Genomic DNA, 19,953 nt, shown 5'->3' with positions numbered 1-19,953 from the left:
GGGCTTTACGCCTTGCAGGCCCGCTATGGCCAGCAACGGGCGATGTTGCCGGTGGCGCTGGCCATTTCCGCGCCTCTGCTGATCGAAAGCGTCACTTCCGGCCGCGCCGATCCCTCGACCGTCAGCGACAGTGGCGGCACCGCCATACAGCTCAAGGCTCAGGGACTCTCCGAGGGTATCAGCCTGCACTGGTTCCCGGTCGAGCAGGGCATCCAGCCGAACGCCACCAACCGAGTCGACTTCACCCTGGGCAGCGAGGGCCTGAGCTTCGTCACGCCGCCCAGCCAGGCCGGCTGGAAATACCAGGTCAGCCTGGTGCGCGAGTCCAGCGGCGAGCGGATCGACGCACAGCCGGCACAATGGCTGACGGTGGTGGACGACACGGCACCCAAGGTGCGCGTCGTGCGCGCGCTGGATGCGGCCAACCCACTGATTCTCGAGGCCGGCTCGCCGCTGAGCTACAGCAGCTTCAGCGTGCTCAAGGAGTTCAAGGACTACGACAGCCACTCGCAGCCGAAAGAAGACGTCAGTGCCCGCTTCATCGCACCGGTAAGCACGGGCAATCGCCTGGAGCTACGCCTGCGAAGTGATGCACATCTGGAGCCCAACGCCCATTACGAAGTGCGCCTGAGCGGGCTGCGTGATGCGGCAGGCAACCTTGCCATCGGTGACGTTTCGCAGCCTGGCAACTACCTGGCCATCTACAAGGCCGATGACCGCCTGCCACCACGCACCGATTCCCTAAAGGTGAGCCTGGCGGGAGGGCAGCCGCTGACTCCGGTCACTCAGCTGAAGGTAGGGAGCAAGTACGACTTCAGTGTGCAGGCTGAAGACAACATGCAGGCTACGGACAAGCTGAGTTATGCCTATCGCCTGTCCAGCGACGGCGGCAAGACCTACAGGACCGACTGGATCGCGATCGGTAAGCAGGCCTTCAGTCTCACTCTGGCAGGCGAGTACCAGGGCTTCAGCCTGCTGCTGCGGGTCAGCGACGGGGTCAACGCCAGCGAGCGCCGCTTCGATGCCCAGGTCAGTACACCGAATCTGCGCCTGCGCCAGTTCTCCACCCTGCCCGTTGCAGTCGAGGAAAGCTCCAGCACCAAGCTGCGCTTCGAGCTCGAGGGCGACCTCGACCAGGTGACCGAGACCAGAATTCGCCTGCAGGATGGCAGCTACGTCACCGCACAGTTCGATCGGCAGAGCGGCCTGGTCAGTCTCGACCAAGTCCACCCGCGCCTGCGCGACCTGCCGGGCAGCCCCGCCGCGCCATATCCGCTGACCGCCGAGCTGCGTGTCAGCCTTGGCGAGGGCCTGAACCAGTACTTCCAGGGTCGTTACGATCTGCTGGCCGACCAGACTCCGCCGCAACTTGCCATCGTTTCGCCGATGGATGGCGAGTTCGTGCCGCGCGGTGAGGTCACCGAAGTCGTGCTGCGCAGCACCGATCGTTACGGCATCGACCACGTCGAGGCATGCATCGACAGCCAGGCCGCCGATCCCTTTGCTGACACTCAGACCTGCCAGCGCCTGGCCGACCTGGGTCGTCTGCGTGTGCCGGTCGCGGCGGATGCCAACCAGCCGATCCGCGTGGTAGCGCGCGCCATCGACCTGAACGGGCTGGTCAGCGCGACTGCCAGCATCAACCTGCTGCCATATGACGGCAAGAAGGGTGCCCCGGAGCTGAGCATCGTCAACCCGGCCGACGGTCTCAACGTGCATGCTGGCGAGCAGTTAGCGGTGCGCGTGCGGATGCGTCAGCTCGAGCAGGCCACGCTGCACCTGGACATCGCCGGCGACAGCCATAATCCGGCCAACCCGGCCCCGCGCACCATTACCCGTGCGGCGAACGACGACGAGTACCTGGATCTGCAGATCCCGGCGCCTCAGGTGAATGTCGATGGCGTGCTGGTCCTTCGCTTGCAGGCAACCTGGCAGGGCCAGACCCTGCGGGCCCAGCGCATCCTCAATCTGCGCGCCGATGACGGCATAGCCGAGGCGGCGACCCTGGATCTGCAGCCGTCCCAGACGCTGCTGGCCGGCAGCGAGCTCTGGCTGCAGTCGCCGCCGCCGGCGAACATGCCGGACTTCAGCAGCGATTCGCGCATCGACCTGTTCGACCCGGCCAGTGCCGCGACCCCGCAGCGCCTGGCATTCAATGCTGCGCGCCAGGTGATCGAGAGCCGTGCCGAGGGTGACTCCCTGCGCCTGGATGCCGTGTTGCGTGACCGCTCCGGCCACGAGAAGAGCACGTCGCGCAGCCTGGCCAAGCTTGGCTACCTGCAGGGCGAGCAGCGTCGGGAGTCCATCGACAAGGGCCATCGCGCCACGCTGCTGGTCGCACTGCCGGGCAATCCGCAGGCAGCGGCCTGGGTCGAGAATCGCACGGGTGGCGGCTATGTCCTGAACACGCTGACTGGCGCCGTGGAAAACAGTGATAGTGGCCGCGTGCTGCGACTGTTCCATACCGGAGCCGGCCTGGTGGCGCAGATTCGCCGCGATGGCGATGACTTCCTGCGCTACTGGTCGTGGCAGGCCGGCGCCTGGCAGCCAGCCATCGAGCGCGGCATCGCCGGCGATCTGGTCGGTGGCAGTGGCAATCTGCTGTTCATTCGCCATGGCCAACTGTTCTCCGGCTACGCCGTCAGCGCCCAGGGCTTCGCCGAGCTGGTCGGCCTGAGCCTGAGCGGCGAGATCCGCCAGGCTCAGGTCGACGGCCAGCGACTGGCGGTACTGACCGATGCGGGCCTGGAGCTGCTGCAGCTGGGTGTGGGCGAGGTGCCCGCACTGCAGTCCGTCGCCAGACTGCCACTGGCCAATCGCAGCGGCTTCGCCCTGCAGGGCGAGCGCCTGCTCAGCTGGAGCGTGGCAGGTGCCGAGCAACGGAGTCTGACGAAGGGCGCCGATGGTTGGGTGCTGGGAGATGCGCAGACCCTGGCCGTTGCAGGCTCCGTGAGTGACGCGCGCTTCGATGGTGAGCTCACCTGGCTGCTGGTGAGCGAGACGCTGTACGGCAATGCCTGGCAGGCCTGGCGCAATGGTGAGCGCCTGGGTGCGCTGGGTGGTAGCTACGAGGCCATGGCCTTTGCTCAGGGCAAGCTGACTTCGCTGCAGCGTCGCGAGGGTCAACAGGAGCTGGTCGTCGAGGCCCTGGCCGTGGCAGCACCTGCGGCGCCCGATATGTCGAGTGTCATCGTCAAGCGCCTGCCCAACGGCGTCTTGGTGGGCGGCCTGTCGAATGCTGCCCAGGCCGCCCTCGGCCTGGCCGATGTCAGCTTCCGTGACGACAGCGGCAGCGTATTGCCGGCCCATGAACTCTGGTACCAGGGCGAGCTGGATGCCGCGCTGGGCGAAAGCTTCCCCGCGGGGCGCGCCTGGTTGCTCGCTGGCGCGCCGGCAGGCCTGCAGCTGCGGATGCAGGACCATGCTGCGGTTCATGACCTGGAACTCGACGTTCCGGGTGCTACCGCCCAGGCCGCTACTCTTGCCCCGGCCAGCACTTCGGTCATCAGTGCTGGTGCCCGCCTGCCGCTGGTGACCGCGTTCCCGTCGGGCAGCACGGCCGGTGGCGCCGATCTGCAGCGCAATGGTGTGTCGCTGCCGGCAGTGGCCACCGCCCAGCAGCTGTTCCACTGGATCGAGCTGCCGGAAAGCGGCGAGGTGCGCTATCAGTGGCAGGATGCCGCGGGAGCACGCGAGCTGGCTCTCTACACCAAGCCCAACGAGCCGACGGCGACCATGACCCTGAGCGGTGCCGGCAACAACCAGATCTTCGCGGAAGGCAGCGCCCTGTCGCTGGGCTATCAGGTCAGCGAAGCTCCGGCCTGGGTCGAAGTGGAACTGCGCAGCTTCAATGGCCAGACCATGGCGCGCGTGTTCGCCAAAGGGCAACAGGGCCAGTTCAGTCTGCGCCTGCCGCAGGTGGCCGTTCAGGAGAGCCTGGTGCTGCGTGCCCGTGCGTACTTCTCCGGCGATTACCATTACAGCGAGCAGCAACTGAACCTGCGTGTGGCTCCGCAGCAGCAGATGCCGCAGCCAGTGCTCAGTGGCCTGCCCAGTCAGCTCTATGCCGGCAGCCAGGTGGAGCTGCGCCTCAATGGCGTGGATCTGGCTCGCTATCCCGTGACGCTGGAGGCCCTGGATCAGGATGATCGGCTGCTGGCCAGTGGCAGCGAACGTGTCGGCCTGCGGCTGCCCAAAGGCCTCTCCGAGCTGCGCGTGCGGGCTCTGGTCAACGACGAGCTGGGCAATCGCCACGAGCAGCGCTGGAGCGCTCCTGTCATCGACGCGTGGCGCCTGCAGCCTGCTGCCGAGCGTCTGCCATTCGACACTATGTTGCCGAGCATTGGCGGCTACTGGCTCACTCGCGGTGCCGAACTGTTCGACGCCCAGGGGCCGCGTCTGCGTATGCCGGGCGAAGTGGCCGCCATGGATTATCTGCAGAGCCATCTGCTGTTGAGCGTGAAAGGCTTCGGCCTGGCCCTGCTGGACCCGCAGGATAGGCTGCGCATTGCCGGCCAGGCTAACCTCGCGGCTCCGCTCAACCATCTGGCGGTGCAAGGCGAAAGCGTGCTTGGTGCCAGCGGGCGAGACCTCTATTGGTTCGACGTCAAGGGCGCGCAGATCAAGCAAGACACCAGCAAGGCTATGAGCCTGGCCGATGATGTGCGTCAGCTGCGTGCCTATCGCGGCGGCTTCCTGGTGCTGACCGGCAAACAGTTGCTGCACCTGTCGGCCACCGGCGCGCCCCTGGCTCAGTTCCAGGGGGCTGAACTGCTGAGCTTCGTCGCCCAGGGGGAGAGCATCTACGTGGCTGCTGCCGACGATAGCCTGTGGCGCCTGAATGCCGAGCTCAAGGGTGATAGCACAGCTATGGCTGGCGGCGTGGAGCGCATGTTCATGCTGCCTGGACAGATTCTGGGTGTGTCCAGAGACCGCGTGCAGCTGGTCGACCTAGCGAGCCGCCAGCGCATTGCCGCCTGGTCGCTGTCCGGTGGCGGCTCGGCGAAGGCCCAGTGGTCCTCCGGCAAGCTCTGGCTGGGTGGCAGCAATGGTCTGGTTCTGCAGCCCCTGCGTGGCAGTGCCGGGATGCACAGCCTGTATGACAGCGCCTCTGCGGCACAGGCCACCTATGGCCTGGTCGAGGACCTAGTGCTGCAGGATGGCCAGCTGCTCCTGGCGGCCGACAACTTTGGTGCCCAGCTCCTGCGCCAGGATGGTGCCGGCAGCTGGCAATCGACGCTCTATCCGAGCCAGCCGTTCACCGAGGCCGCCAGCCGCGTCGTCGCCGGCGGAGCATACTGGTTCGTGCTGCAGGACCTGCGCCAGCAGGTCGTGGCGCTGAATCGCAGCACCCTGACCACCAAGCTGGTGTTCCAGGCTCAGCCGTTGGCCGACCTGGCGATAGGTGGCGGCCACCTGATCGCGGCCAGCGGCGGTAGCCTGCAACTGGCGAGCCTGGCTCAGCTGGATAGCAAGCGCACCATTAGTGTCAGCTCGGAGAGTCTGCTGCAGCTCGCCGCCTACGGTTCGCAGGTCGTGGCGCTGGGTGAGAGCGGTCGGGTGTTCCTGGTGGATCTGCGCGAGGGCGCGTCGCGCCCGGTACAGGAACTGACCGCCCAGCTCGGCGGCGAAGTCGGCCAGCTGGTATTCAACGGCGAGCAGCTCTTCTACCTCTCCGCGGGTAGCGTCTGGCGCTATGACCTGCACAGCCAGCAGCGCAGCCAGCTGCTGGCCGGTGCACAGGCCAACCAGGTCTATTGGGCTCTCGGCCTGCTGTGGGTCGAGCAGCGCATGGGGCAGGGCCAAACCCTGGTCGCCGTGGATCCGCGCAGCGGCGAGCCGATTGCCGGTGCCAGTATGCCGCTGGCGAAGCGCTCCACTGCCCTGGCTGCGGAGCAGAATCGCCTGGCGATCGGCTTCGGCACCGATGGCGTGAAGCTCTACGAGCTTCCCTATGGCCTCGGCAGCGTCGACGCGGCTCCTCTTGCCCCGCTGTCGGGCGCGCAGTTGCCGCAAGGTGGCCAACTGCAGCTGGAGTTGGCCGAAGCGGGCGTACAGCGAATGGACTTCGCCATCAACGGCCAGCGTGCCGGGGCACTGTCTCAGCCTCTGAACATGTCGGCTCTGCGCCTGCCGGCCAGTCTGCCGCAAGGCCAGAGTTTCGGCCTTACCTTGCGTAGCGAAGATAGCTATGGCGTCGTGCGTGAGTCGCTTGCTCGCAACCTCTACCTGCAGGCCGGCGATGGCATCTCTAATGCCTTCACGGTCAGCCTCAGCTATCCGCAGCACTCCTGGCTGCCGATGCCGCTGGCGGTGACCGCACAGATCGATGGCAGCACCCAGCCGATCGCCCAGATGGAAGTGCTGGTTGCGGCCAGTGCAAGCGGGCCCTGGCAGCGAGTGGCGGTACGCAACGCCGAGCCATTCCAGGCCAACCTGCTGCTGGACGGCAGCTACAGCGGTCAATACATCAAGGCGCGCGCCGTGGATGTGTTCGGCAACCGGGCCGAGTCGCTGCCCGCGCGCTTCTATCGCCACCAGGACCTCAAGGCGCCGCAGGCGACCCTGGCTTATGAGGGGGCAGCTGTATTCACTGACGTGAAGAAGGCCGTTCGTGGCTACCCCTTCACGATCAAGGCACAGATGAGCGATGAGGAGGGGGCTCTGGACAAGGCCACCTTGCTGCGCAATGGCCAAGTAGTCGCTGTAGCCTTCGGCCAGAATCAGCTGAGCTACCAAGAGAGTGCAGCCAGCCTTGGCGAACAGATCTATACCCTGGTGGTGCAGGATCGCGCTGGCAACGCTGGCAGCGCCGAGTTGCGGGTCACGGTGATCGACGACGCATACCCAGTGGTCGCATCGCTGACCGCTCCTGCTGAGATCGTCGAGCAGGGCAGCTTCGCCATCCAGCTGTCTGCCGAGGACGATGTGGCGGTCAAGGCCGTCGATGTGATCTGGAATGGCTTCACCGATCACTACGAACCGAATGCCAAGCGCCTCGATACGCAGAACTTCACCGTCAGGGACCGCCGTACCGAGCGCGTGGCGAGCAGCCTGACCGAGTCCCTGCGAGTGCGGATCACCGACAGCCGTGATCAGGTCAGCGAGGCCCCGCTCAAGGCGGTGAAGATTCTGCGCGACAAGTTGCCGAATGCATCCGCCTTGCAGGTCAGCCTGCCGGCGCGTGGCGTCTATGGTGGCCTGATCAATCTGCAGTTGGCCAATCTGACGGCCATCGATGACACCACTGGACTGCAGGTGCGAGTTCTGCAGATTTCTGGGTCTGAGCGCCAGGAGCTGTTCAGCTGCCTGCAGGAAAATGCCAGTCAGTTCCGTTGCGCCGGCGCTCTGTACAACAGCAGCTACACCCGCGATCTGCGCCTGCCCAGCGCGACACAGGCCGGCGACCAATATCGTCTGCAGGTCGAGATGGTGGATCGCATGGGCCAGAGTGCGACCCGGGACTTCGCCGTGGCCCTGAATCAGGCCCCCAACCTGCTGCGCTTCCAGGGGCTGCAGGCCGGCGACAACCCGGATCAGGTCCGTGTTCAGGACAGTCCCCGCTACCGTGTGCAGGTGCTGGACGCTGCCTCGCGGCCGGTTCCTGAGCAGCCGGTGCGGTGGCGCCTGCGTCGCATGAGTGACGGCTCAGTCTCACATCTAGGCACCATCTACAGCGATGCTCAGGGGTACTCCACTGCACCGTTCAGTGCGGATCGCAGCGTTGGTGACTATCAGCTGTGGGCCGACCTGCCGCAGTTCACCCAGATTGCTCGTGCCGAGAAGAACCTGACGGTGCTCAGCGGGCCGACGCGTAATCTTCTGCTCAGCTATTTGCCACCGATGACTGCGGGTGATCAGGCGATGTTGGCGGTGCAGGCTCGTGACCTGGTGAACAACCTGGTCACCAATGATCAGTCCTCGGTACTCGAGCTGACCATGCCGGCGACCGATTTCCATGTGCTACCTGGCCCGGGCATCAGCATTCAGAGCACCAATGTCAACGGCCAGACCGTGGAGCTGGTGCGTGCAACGCTGAAGGATGGTAATGCCCAGCTCAGCTTGCAGGCCGGTCAGAAGACCGGGCAGTTCAGCATTCCGCTCAACAGCTCGACCGGTAGTGCCTATTGCACGGCAAGCAACAGCGGTACGGGTTCCTGCTCACAAATCGCTCTCAGCGTACTGCCGGCGGCTGCAGCCCGTGTCCAGCTGCTCAATGACCAGGGCGTCGCCCAGGCAGAAGGAGCTGTGCTCCAGCGTGGTGTGAAGCAGGATGTGCGCCTGCAACTGGCGCTGCAGGACCGCTTCGGCAATCTGGTAAGCCAGTTGGCGGGCAAGCCAGCCAATATCAGCGTACAGGTTCGAGCCAGCGGCTCGGCGGCCATCAATGCCCAGGCCGGCGCTGCTAGCGTGGCGCTGGTGAATGGCCAGGCCTCGTTTGCCGTCAGCAACGAAGTCTATGAAGAGTCGATCGTAAGTCTGGCTGGGCCGGTCGAAGGCCTGCCGCAGTTGGACCTGAACAGCCAGTTCCGCATCAACTTCACTCTGCAGCCTCCAGAGATTGTCCGCAGTGTCATCGAGGCCCGTGACGGCACTGTGCTGCGCGCCCACTTCGAGTACGACGAGCCGGTGCAACTGGCCAGCGGCGAGGCGATCCGCTTCTATGAGGGCAACAGCCTGCGCGCTGGCACCGCCAGCCTGAGCGCCGATGGCCGCACCCTGACCTTCATGCCGCAGCAGGCGCTGGTGCTGGGCCGCTGCTACCGCTTCGATACCACCGATTCCGGCCTGCGTGGCGTGGCACGCAACGATGAGGTGCGCGAGCAGGGCGAGCCGCTCTGTGCACCGCATGCCCTGTTCAATGTGGTGGGCCCGGTGAAGTTGCTGGCAGGGCAGGTCTATAGCGTGCCGATGCTGATTGCCAGCACTAGCGATTTCTACTGGCCCAATGTGACTAATGGGCGGGCAGAGTTGGGTGGCCACAGTGTCGGTCTCAACTGGTATTGGAGCCCAACACGTAGCTTCACCGTGCCTTCGTTCTTTACCCAGCCGAGCAACCAGGTTGCCGATGGCGCCATGCTACCGCTGGTCTTGAGTGGTGTTCTCCCCGGCACCCCAACTAAGTCTGTGGTGATCGGTAATGGTTTGCAGCTGCAGGTGTTCGACCCGCTGACCGACTTTGACGGCGACGGTCTGAGCAACCAGGTGGAGCTGAGTAATCCGCCGCTCGATCCAAGCAAGACCGACAGCGATGCTGATGGTCTCAACGATGGTGACGATGACCTCGACGGCGATGGCCTGAGCAACCGTGCCGAGGTGGCTAACGGCAGCCTGCTGAGCAAGCAGGACACCGATGGCGACGGCTTATCCGATGCCAGCGAAGTGCTGACTCATAAGACTGATCCAACGAAGCCGGACACGGACGGCGATGGCCTTACCGACGACGATGAGGTTCGTGGCCCGCCGGTATCCTCGCCACTGAAGAAGGACACCGACGGAGATGGTGTACCCGATAAGGTTGAGCGCGATCTCGCGCTCAACCCGAATGATCCCCTCGACGGCAGTCAGGACCTGGATGGCGACGGTCTGAGCAACAAGCGCGAAGTCGAGCTTGGTACGGACCTCAGCAAGAAGGACACCGATTCTGATCTGGTGACCGATGGAGCTGAGGTTAATCAACTGCATACCGATCCTTTGGTGCCGGACACCGACGGGGATGGTTTGCTCGATGGCGAGGACAGTGCGCCGCTGGATAAGGATGCCCAGCCACCGACCGTACAACTGACCAGTCCTATGCCAGGCTCGCAACTGATCAAGGGGCTACGGCTGAGCATAGTCCCGGCCCTGCAGGACAACGGTCGTGTTACCAAGGTATTCGTGCGGGTGAATGGCGCTCAGCAGGCCACGCTGACCCAGGCCCCATTCACGACGTCGCTGACGCTACCGAGCGATGCCGACAGTGTTCGCCTGGAACTGGTGGCTGTGGACACCAACAACAATCAGGGCAGCAGCGGCGAACACAACTTTGCGCTGGTGCAGGACCCGCTTACCACTGTGATCGGTCGTGTACAGGATGGCAGTGGCGCGCCTGTGGGCGGTGCGGTTGTCGAAGCTCTGGGGCTGACGGCGGTCAGCCAGGCGGATGGCAATTTCGTGATTCCTGGTGTGCCCGTAGCTCAAGGCTCGGTACTGGTAATCGCCAATGGTGTACTGGGTAATCAGGCGGTGACTGCAGCGTCGGCGGAAACCGTACCGATTTGGGCCGGCACTACCGATGTGGGAGCAATTACCCTGCAGGCGCCGAAGGTGCGAGTGGGTTATCTGGAGGCAGATGGTCAGGCACGAGCCGTCATCCTGAATACGGGGTATGACGCCGTACCGATTAGCAACCTGGCTAGTTTCGACATGTCTCAGATTGACATGCTGTTCCTAGATGCCGGTTTCACCCAGGACGCGGGTGGTTTCTATTCGGCTAGCGTAGCTCAGAGCAAGATATTCCCGTTCATACAGAATGGTGGGGTTCTGTTGTACAACTCCCATCAGGATTGGGCTCAGCTTGGAGTGTTGCCGGGTAACCCGGTGACACAGCCTGCAGTTTCTGGGAGCGATCTTCGCTTGACGCCCGCACGGCGCTGGTCCGAGATCTCGGAGGGTGAGGCGGGCTCTTGGTGGCCGCAGCGCAATCGTGCACTGCATGCCCATGGATATATTCAACAGGCTTCGCTGGCGGCTGATGTAGTTCCGCTGACGTTCTCTGGTGCACGTGCTGACAGGATTGTTTCGTCGTTCCATTACAGCTACGGCGCTGGCCATGTCTACTACAGCTCAGTGTCGTTGTATGACGCCGATACAAGCCTCCGCACTATTTACATGCCAAATGCGCTGTCCTACATGCACAGCTTGGTCCTCAAGGACAGTGATAGTGATGGCCTCAAGGACGCCTACGAATACTCCCACGGCACCAGCGCGTTCCAAGAAGATCGTGATGGCGATGGTCTGCTGGACGGCTTCGAGGTCAAGTACGGCTTCGATCCTAAGGTGTCCGGTGAGCAGAGCCTGGATAGTGACAGTGATGGTCTGAGCAACCTGCGCGAGCAGCAGTTGGGCACTCATCCGCGGCAAGGCGACAGCGATGAGGACGGCCTTCAGGATGGCGTGGAAGTCGATCAGCACCACAGCGATCCGCTGAGCGAGGACACAGATTACGACCGTCTGCTCGATGCCCAGGAGATTCAGTACGGTGCCGACCCGACTACGGCACACAGCGATAGTGACGAAATCTCCGACTACGACGAAGTCTTCCAGTGGGGCACCAAGCCGAACAACCCTGACTCTGATGGTGACGGCCTGTCCGATTGGATTGAGATCAAGGGCCCCTATGAGGACATTCTCAATCCGAACAGCAAACCAGACGCCGAGCAGGACTACGACAAAGATGGTCTGAGCAACAAGCGTGAGCTGCTGGAAACCCTGACTAATCCAAAAGTGCCCGACACCGATGGCGATGGCCTGCTCGATGGAGCCGAGATAGCTGCCGGTCTCGATCCGCGCGACGCCGACGTCGATGACGACGGCTTACTCGATGGTGAAGATAGCCAGCCCAAGGACAAGGACCTGGAAGCCCCAAGCGTCAGCCTGGTCAGTCCAGCGGCCGGTGCAGGTCTGGTACATGACCAGCAGGTACTGCTGCGCGCCGATGCCACGGACAACGGCCGAGTGGCTTCGGTGACCTTCGTGGTAAATGGTGTAGAAGTCGGTGCCGATAAGGCCGCGCCCTATCAATATGTAGTGCAGGTACCAAGCCAAGGCAGCCAACTGCAGGTAGAGGTCATTGCCCGTGATACCAACGGCAACGAACGCCGCGCCTCGCGTAATTACACCATCACCGCTGATACCGCGACGCAGATTATCGGCCGGGTGCTGGATGCGGCTGGCAAGCCTGTGGCCGCTGCAGAGATTTCCCTGGTCAGCGGCTATGACGGCAAGGTCTCCCCGCTGAGCTATGTCTCCAGTTCTTCGCCTGCGCTTTATCTGGACGAAAGTGGTCGCCAGTTGATCGATGGCCAGGTTGGCGTTGCAGATTGGGGGCGCGATCTTGGCTGTGGTAACGGCTGCGAATGGCTGCGCTGGGGAGATGCCACGGTCAATCTGGACTTCGATTTCGGCGTTCCGGTCAATATTGCCAGCGTGACGATTGGCTCCACGCAGGACACACCGACGTCCACTGCGCTGCCGTCTGTCGATGTGTATCAGAAGGTGGGCGAAGATTGGGTGCTAGCGGGTGCGCTGAATGTGCCGGCCAGTGCCGCCAACAACTATGAGGGCCCGGGATCCACCAAGCCGCGTCGTGCCCTGGAAGTGACTGGGCTGCAGATCAATTCGCGTTATGTACGAGTCACCCTCAAACGTACTGGCAGTGCAATGCTGGTCGACGAGATCAGCTTCAGCAGCACCGCTGTAGTCGCGTCCACGGCCAAGACCACCAGCGATGCCCAGGGCCGTTTCATGCTCAACGGCGCTACCGGGCTGCTGGAACCGCAGATCAAAGCTACGGCTCTCTTCGGCAACCAGCCGGTGAGTGCGCTAAGCGCTGTATTCGAGCCTGTGCGGGGCGGTACCACCGAGGTTGGTGACTTGGTGCTGCGGAGCACTGGTCGTAGTGCTGGCGATGCCAATGAGGAGCGCTATCGCGTCTTCGAGGAGCGTAGCGCCGCCTATAAGCGCTACCTCTATAACCGGCAGACCTGGGACTTCAACAGTTACGGCACTATTGAGAGGGGTTACGGCTACACCTTCAACAATATCAACTATCTGTCGATCAATGGCACCACCTACAATGCCGACACCGCGCCGTACCTGCTGGGAGATGGCCAGAGACTGCTGAGCATGCCGGCTTTTACTAGGGATCAAATGCTGTTCAGTCGTCGCATCCAGGTGCCTGCGAATCAGAGCTATGTGCGCTATGTGAACGTGCTGGAGAATCCCACCAGTCATGACCGTATGGTGCCGATCACCATAAGCGGAAACTACTACCATAACCGGCCGTATCAGCTGTCATCTTCCGGCGATACCAAGTTCGACACCGGTGATACATGGTTCCTCAATGATGATGAAAATGAGGCTTCTGGCCTGCTGGCAACGGGTGTTGCCATCGGCGATCCACATGCGGTGGCCAGGCCCCTGACGCAGAGCTTGGGATCGAGCAGCTATCAAGCGTTCTATATCGTCACCGTTCCGGCGCACAGCCGTAAGGTGTTGGTGCAGTACGTCGTGCAGAGCATGGATCGCAGCGAGGTTAAGCGTGTCCTGGAGATGGTCTCTGCTCCGGACTTCGTGGACCAAGGTCTGAGCCGCGAGGAGCACCGCGATATCTCCAACTGGGTCACTTTGCGCGACAGCGATCTCGATGGCCTGTATGACGTCGATGAAGTCGAAATGGGCCTCGATCCGCTGAAATCTGATTCCGACGGTGATTTGCTCAAGGATGGCTTCGAGCAGCGCTATGGCTTCGATCCGCGGGTCAACGAGGGCAAGACCAACGACGATCCGGACGGTGACGGCCTGAGCAACCTGGAAGAGCAGGAAGCGGGTAGCGATCCGCATGCGGAAGATACCGACGGTGACAGCCTGCGCGATGGCGACGAGGTCAAGGTGCACCTGTCCAATCCGCTGGCCGTGGACAGCGACCTCGACAGCGTGCGCGATGATGTGGAAATCGCCAATAACAGCTCGCCGAACAAGGTCGACACGGACGACGATGGCCTGGACGACAACGTCGAGCTTCAGTACCAGTTGCGCCCGGACATCAAGGACAGTGACGGCGATGGTATGTGGGATGGCTTCGAGATCCACAACGACCTGCTCAACGAAAGTGCGGCCGCTGACATCGACAGTGACGGTCTGAGTAATCTGGAAGAGTTCCAGGCCGGCACCAAGCCACGCATTCAGGACACCGATAACGACAGTCTGTTCGACGGCTGGGAAGTCAAGGGCGTCCCGGCAAGCGATCCGCTGCTGGCGGATGGCGATGCTGGCGGTCGCGTGGACAAGGATGAGCGGTTTGTTGACGCTACCGATCCGAAGGTTAAAGCGGACGATCGGCCATATGTCTCCGCTAGCCGCTCCGTTGTGGATGAGCGTAGCCGTACGCTGAGCTTCGCTAGCGATGCACGTATATCCAGCACTACCAGTAGTGCGACTAGTGACGCCTTCCGTCTATACATCAATGGCACGCAGTACGGTTCGACCAGCTATGCCACTACCAGCGCCAACAATCGTGAGTACCACTACGAGGCGCGCCGCTATGGCAACGTCTTCGTCGGCCGACGGGTACTGGTGCCTACAGTTGGCAGTTATATTCGTTACCTGGAGATAGTCGACAACCCTACTGGCGAAGAGCAGGTGGTCAGGCTGCGCGTGCAATCCATTTATGGGGCGAGCAGTAGCAGTCCGATTGCAGTGGTCACCAGTAGTGGCGATGCACAGCTTTCCCAGGACGACCAGTTCCTGACCTTGCGTGACACCACCAGTACTTCGCGGCCAATCATGGTGCATGTACTGGCGGGTAACGATAACCGGCGCTTGGACTTGGCATCCGCCACTCAGGCCGGTAGGAACTGGAGCGCCGAGTACGAAGTTCGTGTGCCTGCTGGTGAGCGTCGTGTGATCATGCACTTCGCTACCCTGGAATCGTTCGCCGATATTGCCCAAGCCAACGCGGCCAAGCTACGCAGCCTCAAAGAAGGTGGTCTGGACAATATCGATGCCAAGCTGGCGAGCAAGGTGGTGAACTTCTTTGCCTACTACGATCGCGACGAGGATGGTCTGAGTGATGCGGACGAAATCCGCCTGGGTACTGGCATCGATGATCCAGACAGCGACAACGACAATATTCCGGATGGCAAGGACAACGATCCGCTGACCGCCGACGTAACAGCCCCCACCGTGGCGATCACGCCGCTGGAAGCCAAGCGCCGTTATCCGGGTGAGCCTCTGGAGATCGTCGCCAACATCAATGACAACGGCCTGATCAAGACAGTCGAGCTGCTCCAGGATGGCGAGCTGGTCGAAACCCGTATGGAGGGTGGTGAACAGGTCTTTGGAGTGCTTCTGCCAGATGCAGAGCGTTCGACACTTAAGGTGCGCGCCACCGACACCAACGGCAACGTCAGCGAAGCTGAGATCAGCGTCGACATCAACGAGACGCCGGAAATCCGCATGAGCGGGCGCGTCGTGGATGCGCTGAACCAGCCGCTGAGCGGTTTGGAGGTCACCGCGGAAGGGGTGACGGCGATTACCGGCAGCGATGGTCGCTTCAACCTGACGCTGTTCACCACCAAGCGCGAGTTGATCGTCCGCAGCGCGACGCTATTCGGTGCTCAGCAGATGCTGGCGCAGAAGACGCTGGCCGTGACTTCACTGGATGACGTAGTGGACCTGGGTGATATCGGTGACCTGAAGCTGGTTGCCCAGGGGCGCAGCGGCCTGAATCCGATTCACGACAGTGAGCTGGTTTACGAGAGCAGCTTCTACAAGGAGTACCCGACCCTGCAGAACCAGCAGACCTGGACGTTCTTTAGCCCAACTGCGCAACTAACCTCTGCTTCGGGTAACGCATTGGGCTGGTCGCAGGCACTCACGGTTCCTTGGTATGACTACAACACTGGGCAGTTCCTCTATCACTCGCGTTTGAATGGTCATGAGCTGACCTTCCCGATGTCCTACAGCTACGGCGTGAACGTACGACGTAAGGTCTATGCTCCGGAGGGTCGTACCTATGTGCGCTATCTGGATATCGTCGAGAACCCGTCCAGTGAGCCAGTGACCGTACCGCTCAGCATCAGTGGCAACTTGACGTACAACTCGCAGCGTCAGGTGGTGGCGACTTCCTCGGGTGATCAGGTTTACGGCGCCGATGATGGTTACGTCCTGCTGGACGATGCTACGGATGGCGTAGAAGGTACCTATGCCGTCGGCTTGCTGATGGGCGATGTCGGTGCAGAGCTACGACCGAATACCACTCAAGCCACTTATAGCTATTACCAGACTCTTTTCGACAACGTGACTATCCCGGCTGGTGGCCGCAAGGTGTTCATGCACTACGTGGTGCTTAACCAGAGTCGTGCAGAAGTTCAGCGCGTCCTGAACGAGCTGAGCGATCCAAGTTTCGTAGAAGAGGGCATGACTCACGAAGAACTGCGTGACCTCGCCAACTGGCGCGCCCTGGTCGACAGTGACAGCGATGGCATGCCGGACTCCGAGGAGATCCCGCAGGGGCTTGATCCGCAGAACCCGGATTACGACAACGACGGCATTCCGGATGGTCGCGACGACGAGCCGAAGGTGGCTGATAGCGTGGCCCCGACCGTGGCTATTACCCACACGGATGGCCCGTTCTATGTCGGTGACCCGATCACTCTGTACCTCGATGTGCGGGATGCCGGCATCGTGGGCGACGTCGAGTTGCTGATGAATGGTGAGCAACAGGCCGTTTTCAACGGTGCTGGCCTGCACGAACAGCCATTGACGCTGCCGGATGTGCTGGGCAACGTCCACTTCGAGGTGCGTGCAACCGACAGCAACAACAACGTTGCGATCCAGACCCTGGATCTGAACGTCGAGGCTATTCCGCCAAGCAGCATTGCCGGGCGCGTGGTTAACGACCTGGGCGCGCCAATCGCGGGTGCGCGAGTGACCCTGAGTAGTAACCAGAACGGCGGAAGTGAAGAGCCATCGTTCATGGCGCGCATGTTCAGTCTCGACGGCGACGCTTATGTCACCGACGTTGACGGCCGCTTCCTGTTCGAGAACCTGGATCGCCGCGAGACTGCTAGCTGGACAGTTCACATCGAGAAGGATGTACAGGGCTTCCCAGTCACCCGCGAGTCCAACGTCTACCTGGAAGTCGATGGAGCTAACGATGTCGGCGATATCCATCTATGGGTGGACGAAGACTACACGGCCCCGCTATCCGGAGATCTTGGCGAGTCGTACCAGAGTACGGATCAGGAAATTGAACTGACCCTGCCAAGCGACTTCGCATTCTCCAGCAAGTCCGTGAATGTGTGGATCAGCGGCCAGCAGGTAATGGTGGGCGATGTCAGCAACATGCCGCTGCAGTATCTGGCCTCAAACTATCAAGGTACCCAAGGCTTCCATGTGGCGACGCTAGAGGACCGCGTGGTGCTGACCTGGACCGGCTGGCGGCCAGAATATTCCGAATCTGACGATAATCTGGTTGATATCCAGGTTGTGTTGCACCGCGACGGTCGCATCGAGAATCGCTACTACCAGGTGCCTTTCAATGGCTGGCCATGCTGGGAAGGCACCCCGGTGCTGACTCGCTTCTTCCATAGTGATTGGCAGGGTGATGCCGACGACAGTTCGTTGCTCGAGGCCGATGGTCGTCAGGTATATCCGGGTATCGCGAGCCAGTACCGTAGTAACTGCAATAACTACCTGCAGGGTATGATCATCACCTATGCACCGACGGCCGAAGGTAACTATCGTCTGCAGCTCGCGCGGCTACCGGGGCACGTTGATGGCGATGGTGATGGCCTTTCGGATATCAATGAAACCCTGCTCGGCACCAACCCGGATGAAAAGGACAGCGATGGCGATCGTCTGTGGGATAGGTTCGAGCTTTACCAGGATATGAATCCCCTGGAAGCGGACCCGGGCGTGGCCGATGAGGATTGGGACGAAGATACGCTTAGCAACTTTGAAGAGCAGACGTTGAACTCTGACCCGTATAGCGGCGATAGCGATGGCGATGGGCTTAATGACGCCGATGAGGTGCGCCTCCACAATACCGACCCGGTGCGCTATGACACCGATGGCGACTGGGTCAGCGATCGTGCCGAACTCGAGGCCGACAGTGATCCGCTCAAGGTTGACACTGATGGTGATGGACTCAGCGATTTCGAGGAGATTGAGCTGTACGGCACCCGGCCAGACAAGCGCGATAGCGATGACGATGGCATGGAGGACAAGTTCGAGGTCGATTACGGCTTGCTCGATAGCAACGCTGCGGATGATGAAGACGGCGATGGTTTGAGCAATCTCGAGGAATTCCAGCAAGGTACCCATCCTCGTGCGCTGGATACCGATGGCGACGGCCTGCCGGACAAGCTGGAGCTGGAGGTGCTGGGTCTTTCGCCAAAAATCTTCGACACAGATAGCTCGGGCCGTGGCGACGGTGATGAGCTGTTCGTCGACGGCACCGATCCGGAAAACCCGGCTGATGATCTGGCGCCGCTGGATAGCGGTAGTGAATTGAGCGTGCCGACCGAGGCTGGCTTGATCGTTCGAGTGGACAGTGCTGGGCGGGTAAGCTTCTTCAACCAAGATGGCGACAGCGATATTGGTGTGTCCGGCGCACTGGCACTAGACGGCTATGCTAAAGAGACTGAAGAGAGCGAAGAAAGTAGCGATTTCCGCGCGGGCCGCGGTAGCAAGCTACCGGTGCGCAGTTTTGTTCAGGTTGGGGAGGAGCCGATCTGGCGGGCTCCATTGACTGCTTTGAGCAATGGACTATTGGTCAGCCGCGAGTACTACGTGCCACCTACTGGTCGTGGCTATGTACGGGTACTCGACAAGTTCTATAACGTCAACGGCGCAGCCCTGACTGCCAAGCCTGTGCTGAGCTCTAAACCGGTCTATTGGGGGCCTGGCTATATCCAGAGCACTTCGAGTGGAGATGAAACTTTCGATGCTCAGGACAGTTGGTTGAGCCTGCGCAAGTATGACTACAACGTCGAAGGCCCTGGCCCGGTTGCTGCTCTACACGTCATTTCCGATGCCGCTGGCCGGCAGGTGCTGGATAGTGAAAGCCTCTCCAGTGACGCGCACTACTACTGGGATGTTGGCTACCGTTTCGAGATTCCGGCCAATGAGCACCGGGTGGTGATGTCGTTCCTGGCTATGGAGAATGATGCTAGCCCGCTGCCGGACGCCGCTGGTGTTCTGCAGGACCTCGGTGAGAACACCTTGCTGGGCATCTCTGCTCAAGATCGTAGCCGCATCGTCAACTTCACCCTGTGTGCCGACTCGGATCTGGATCTGCTCTGCAACGCCGACGAAGACCAGCTCGGCACCCAGAACAACGAACCTGATAGCGACCATGATCGTTTCAACGATGAACTGGAAGTACGATTGGGCAGCAACCCGGCAGATGCACAATCGATTCCGGAGTTCGATATCTACGTCTTGGGGGAGGGTGAGGAAACCTCTCGTATCCTGCGACAGAGCGGCTTCAATGGCGCGCTGGCGGAAATAAGAGAGCTGGATGGGTCCTATCGCAGTGTCGATGTGGACGACACTGGCGAGCTGTGGGCTGCCGGCGCTGGCGGCTCTGAGGGCTTCAGCTACGACTCTTACAATCTGGAGACTCTACAGCGGGATGAGTACAGTCTGTGGGCAAATGACAGCGCCGAGTTGCTCGACGACTCGCAACAGGCATTCCCTCATTATTTGTTGATGGATGAGCGAGAGGGCGAGGATGGTGAGCCGGTATTGAGCATGATCCTGCGCTCCATCCGCAACACTCGCTGGGGTCAACAGAATGACACATTGCTTGAGGTGCCGGCGGATCTGCGCTGTGGCACCGGCTTGGCCCAGTGGCAAGGTATGCCTTTGCTGCTCAACGACTGCAAGCTAAGCCGTTACGACAACACCTGGAATTTGGTGCCGCTAGCAGATCTGAGCTTCTCCAGCGATTTCTCCGGGCAGCCACGTGTGTTGTCCATGGACGATATGCAACAGGCTGGCGGAGTGTTGGTGCTGGTTGAAGATGAAGTCGATGGCTCGTTGCGCCGCAGCCTGGGCTTTATCGATAAGAAGACCGGCCGGGTAGAACGCTTGGGCGATATGCCGGATGATGCGAAGAGCATTTCGGTTAAGTTCAAGGGGTTCCAGAACCAGCCGAAGTGGCCAATTGATATTGCCCCAAGCTAA

At 61.5% G+C, this 19,953-nt stretch carries 1 protein-coding gene (running past one end of the window); it reads left to right on the top strand.

Going from position 1 to position 19,953, the window contains the following annotated elements; translation table 11 throughout:
- Window positions 1-19,953, top strand: the end of a protein-coding gene (locus tag N7607_RS11055; RefSeq protein WP_279867831.1) for an Ig-like domain-containing protein. The gene continues 22,557 nt to the left of window position 1, outside the view; only the last 19,953 of its 42,510 coding nucleotides appear in the window; its start codon lies beyond the left edge, outside the window; its stop codon occupies window positions 19,951-19,953.

This window comes from Pseudomonas sp. GD04019 (genome assembly GCF_029837695.1).
Lineage (GTDB): Bacteria > Pseudomonadota > Gammaproteobacteria > Pseudomonadales > Pseudomonadaceae > Aquipseudomonas.
The sequence above is the reverse complement of the archived record's forward strand: the minus strand, read 5'-3'. Positions and strand labels throughout refer to the sequence as shown.